Source organism: uncultured Veillonella sp., from assembly GCF_915069625.1.
Taxonomy (GTDB): domain Bacteria; phylum Bacillota; class Negativicutes; order Veillonellales; family Veillonellaceae; genus Veillonella.
Window position 1 is genome coordinate 1 of sequence record NZ_CAJZFD010000167.1, and the last position, 4,402, is coordinate 4,402.

Below are 4,402 nucleotides of genomic sequence, written 5' to 3' on the forward strand. Positions count from 1 at the left end.
CATTCGATTGTGGAGGTGATCTGATGATTGTAGAACTCATTTCTACAGGTTCAGAGTTATTGCTAGGTGATACAGTTAACACTAATGTATCTTGGCTAGCACAAGAATTAAATAAATTAGGATATACTATTGCTCATCAATCTGTCGTAGGGGATAACCCAAAGCGTATGGCTGAAGTTTTTCAGTTAGCTAGCTCTCGGGCAGACATTGTTATTAGTACTGGTGGGCTTGGCCCGACACAGGGCGATATTACACGGAATGTATTGGCCGATTCTGTGGGCCGGAAGATTATATTTAATCAAGAGGCGATGTATGAGGTTGAAAAATTTTTCCAACGTGTAAAACGTACTGTGCCAGATGCAAGTCGTCGAGAAGCACAATTGCCAGAAGGTGCAAAGGTACTACATAATCCGGTAGGTGTAGCACCAGGTGTTGTCGTTGAAGACGGAGATACTACATATATTCTTTTGCCAGGACCTCCTGGTGAAATGAAGGGCATGTTCCAAGATAGTGTAGTTCCATATTTGTATGAGCGCTTTGGTTCACAAGGTGTGGTTACCTCTTATCGATATGGTATATATGATATTCGCGAAATTGATTTGGAAAATACCTTAATGGATCTCATTAAGAATCAATCAAATCCGACTATAGCGTTGTTAATCAAAAAAGGCTATATTGAGGTGCGCATTACGGCTAAGGCTGATACCTTAGAGGCCGCATATGAGCTTCTCAATCCTTGGGATGCTATCATTCGAGAACGGTTAAGCTCTCGGGTAGGTCGCGATTTATCTATTTCCATGGAGGAAACTCTGGGTCGTGCTTTATTAGAGGAACATAGTACGATTAGTACTGCTGAATCCTGTACTTCTGGCTTAGTCGGCAAGTTGTTGACTAATGTCAGTGGCAGCAGTGAATACTATATGGGCGGTGTTATCTCCTATAGTAATGATGTCAAACATCGTGTATTAGGTGTACCTCAAGATATGTTAGATACCTATGGGGCCGTTAGTGAGCAAGTTGCTAAGGCTATGGCTGAGGGGGCACGAACTGTTGGTCAAACAACATATGCCGTTTCTACGACTGGTATAGCTGGTCCTGGCGGTGGTAGTCCTGAAAAGCCAGTTGGTCTTGTATGGTTTGGGGTTACTGGACCTCATGGAACGGTGGCTCATAAGGCTAATTTAATTGGTAATCGTGAAGATATTAGACAAAGTGCAGCAGAACTAGCACTTTACTATGTGTATACTTATATAACAGAAAAGGGGAAATAAAATAATGGCTGTAGATGGCAGACAAGCAGCGTTGGATAACGCGTTAAAACAAATTGAAAAAGACTTTGGTAAAGGCGCTATTATGCGTCTTGGTGAAGCGGCTGATCGCATGAACGTAGAGGTTATCTCCTCCGGTTCTCTTGCTATCGATATCGCTGTTGGCGTAGGTGGTTTCCCTCGTGGTCGTGTTATTGAAATCTACGGCCCAGAATCTTCTGGTAAAACAACAGTAGCACTTCACGCTGTAGCAGAAGCACAAAAACAAGGTGGCATTGCGGCTTTTATTGATGCGGAACATGCGATGGATCCAGTATATGCTCGTAACTTGGGCGTAGATATTAATAACTTATTGATTTCTCAACCAGATAATGGTGAGCAAGCTCTTGAAATTACGGAAGCTCTTGTTCGCAGTGGCGCTGTAGATATCGTCGTAGTTGACTCCGTTGCCGCTTTAGTTCCTAAAGCTGAAATCGAAGGCGAAATGGGTGATGCTCACGTAGGCCTACAAGCTCGTTTGATGAGTAAAGCATTGCGTAAATTAACTGGTATTATCAGCAAGTCTAAAACTGTTGTTATTTTTATCAACCAATTGCGTGAAAAAGTAGGCGTTATGTTTGGTAACCCTGAAACTACAACAGGTGGTCGTGCATTGAAATTCTATTCTTCTGTACGCCTTGATGTTCGTAAGGGTGAACTTATTAAAGCTAACAATGAAAACGTTGGTGCTCGCACTAAAGTTAAAGTAGTTAAAAACAAAGTAGCACCTCCATTCAAAACAGCAGAATTTGACTTGATGTATGGTGAAGGTATTTCTAAAGCTGGTACGCTTATCGATATCGGTACAAATATGGAAATCATCAATAAATCTGGTGCATGGTATTCCTACAATGGGGAACGTATGGGCCAAGGTAAAGAGGCGGCAAAACAATACTTACTCGACAATCCACAAATCGCTGATGAGATTGATCGTATTATTCGCGATACATTAGCGGTTGGTACAGAAGAAATCGATGTAATCGGTGAAGAAGTAGCTGAAGAAGTATAATCATGAGTGAAGAAACGATGCAAGCTGCTATGGATCAAGCGTATCGCTTCCTAGCTCAACGATTTCTTAGTTCCTATGAACTAACACAAAAAATGAAACGTAAACAATTCGAGGACCCAATCATTGAGCGGGTCCTTGAACGCCTTAGAGACTATGATTATATCAACGATGAGCGCTTATCTGAGCAGGTATTAACGTACTTAATGAAAGAGCAAAAATATGGGGCCTACATGATTAAACAAAAGATGAAACTTCGGGGCCTTGAGATTCCCCAAGAAATTTCTTCTTATGATGAAGTGAAGGCTGCCTATCGTGTGGTGGAGAAGAAATTTGGCTCCATTCTCAATGAGGACTGCACCCCTCGTGTAAAAGTCTTTAATTTTCTCAAATATAGAGGGTTTTCAACGAGTACTATCCAAGTTGTGTGCAATGATTTTTATGAATAGATAGTACTTTTTCTGAGGCCTTACCAGGCTTGTAAAATCTTGACAGAAAGGGCTTTCAAGTCTAAAATTAATAATAGCCTTATTTATTTATATGATGATATGGCTAAATGATAATTTAATGCATGAAGGGCATAAAAAGGAGCATGAAAGCTCGATTTTGAGAATTTAAGAGGAGGTGAGACAGATTTTAGAGGATGTGGGACATATTTTAGAGTATTGTCTAATTGCAGTGGTAATGGTACTGATTGGACTAGGAGCAGGCTATTTTTTTAGAAAAAATATTGCTGAAGGAAAACTGAATCAAGCTGAACAAGAGGCTGCACGCATCATCGCTAACGGTGAGCGCACAGCTGAGTCTAAAAAGAAAGAAGCTTTATTAGAAGCTAAAGAAGAAATTCATAAGCTCCGTTCCGATGTGGAACGAGAAAATAAAGATCGCCGTTCTGAACTTCAACGTATGGAACGTCGTATTCTTCAAAAAGAAGAATCTTTGGATAAAAAATTAGACAATATTGAGCACAAAGAGGAAGCTTTACATCGCAAAGAAGCTGAATTAGCCCAAAGCCGTGAAAAAATTGAAGCTTTGTATGAAAAACAAATGGCAGAGTTAGAACGTATTTCTGGCATGACATTTGAAGAAGCTAAGAATATCTTGTTAACAAATGTAGAACAAGAAATTCGTCATGAAACGGCAATTATGGTTAAGGAAATGGAGCAGCAAGCTAAGGATGATGCGGAGAAAAAAGCAAAAGAAATTATCTCCTCTGCAATCCAACGTTGCGCAGCTGACCATGTGGCGGAGACTACCGTATCCGTAGTGGCATTGCCTAATGATGAAATGAAAGGCCGCATTATTGGTCGTGAGGGCCGTAATATTCGCGCACTCGAAACATTAACAGGTATTGACTTGATTATCGATGACACACCAGAAGCAGTTATTCTTTCTGGCTTCGACCCAATTCGTCGTGAAGTGGCTCGTATTGCTTTAGAAAAATTGATTGTAGATGGTCGTATCCATCCAGCTCGTATTGAAGAAATGGTTGGTAAAGCTCGTAAAGAGGTTGACCAAACTATTAAAGAAGCTGGTGAACAAGCAACATTTGAAGCTGATGTTCATGGCTTACATCCTGAAATTGTTAAAATTTTAGGTCGTTTGAAATATCGTACTAGTTACGGTCAAAACGTTTTGAAACATTCTATTGAAGTATCTCATTTAGCAGGTTTAATGGCAGCTGAACTAGGCTGTGATGTAACATTGGCTAAACGAGGTGGCTTGATTCATGATATTGGTAAAGCATTAGACCGTGAACTTGAAGGTTCTCATGTTCAAATCGGTGTTGATGTGGCTCGTAAATATCGTGAAAGCGCAGCAGTGATTAACTGCATTGGCGCTCATCATGGTGATGAAGAGTTCCAATCTGTAGAAGCTGTATTAGTAGCAGCTGCTGATGCTATCTCTGCGGCTCGTCCAGGAGCACGTCGAGAAACATTAGAAAACTACTTAAAACGTTTATCTAAATTGGAAGAAATCGCTGAATCCTTCGAAGGCGTTGAAAAATGCTTTGCTATTCAAGCAGGTCGTGAGATTCGCGTTGTAGTAAAACCGGATAAGATTGATGAAGCTGAGTCTACATTACTTG

The 4,402-nt window shown here is 40.6% G+C and carries 4 protein-coding genes; all 4 read left to right on the top strand.

The window, feature by feature from the left end; all coding sequences use genetic code 11:
* Positions 1-23: 23 nt before the first annotated feature.
* Positions 24-1,271: a competence/damage-inducible protein A gene (locus QZ548_RS08165; RefSeq protein ID WP_295869600.1), complete on the top strand. Its 1,248-nt coding sequence runs from the start codon at positions 24-26 to the stop codon at positions 1,269-1,271.
* A 4-nt stretch (positions 1,272-1,275) separates the two neighbouring features.
* Positions 1,276-2,316 carry a recombinase RecA gene (recA, locus tag QZ548_RS08170; RefSeq protein ID WP_105085877.1) on the top strand — a complete coding sequence of 347 codons (1,041 nt, stop codon included), beginning with the start codon at positions 1,276-1,278 and terminating at the stop codon, positions 2,314-2,316.
* A gap of 2 nt (positions 2,317-2,318) precedes the next feature.
* A complete protein-coding gene (locus QZ548_RS08175; RefSeq protein ID WP_295869603.1) occupies positions 2,319-2,762 on the top strand; it encodes a regulatory protein RecX in 444 nt (147 codons plus the stop codon).
* Between the two features lie 235 nt (positions 2,763-2,997).
* Positions 2,998-4,402: ribonuclease Y (gene rny, locus QZ548_RS08180; protein ID WP_295869605.1), on the top strand; the 1,405-nt coding region annotated here is incomplete at its 3' end.

Coding starts and splice junctions, on each gene's coding strand:
- QZ548_RS08165 (WP_295869600.1), top strand. CDS start 24: ATGATTGTAGAACTCATTTCTACAGGTTCAGAGTTATTGCTAGGTGAT.
- recA (WP_105085877.1), top strand. CDS start 1,276: ATGGCTGTAGATGGCAGACAAGCAGCGTTGGATAACGCGTTAAAACAA.
- QZ548_RS08175 (WP_295869603.1), top strand. CDS start 2,319: ATGAGTGAAGAAACGATGCAAGCTGCTATGGATCAAGCGTATCGCTTC.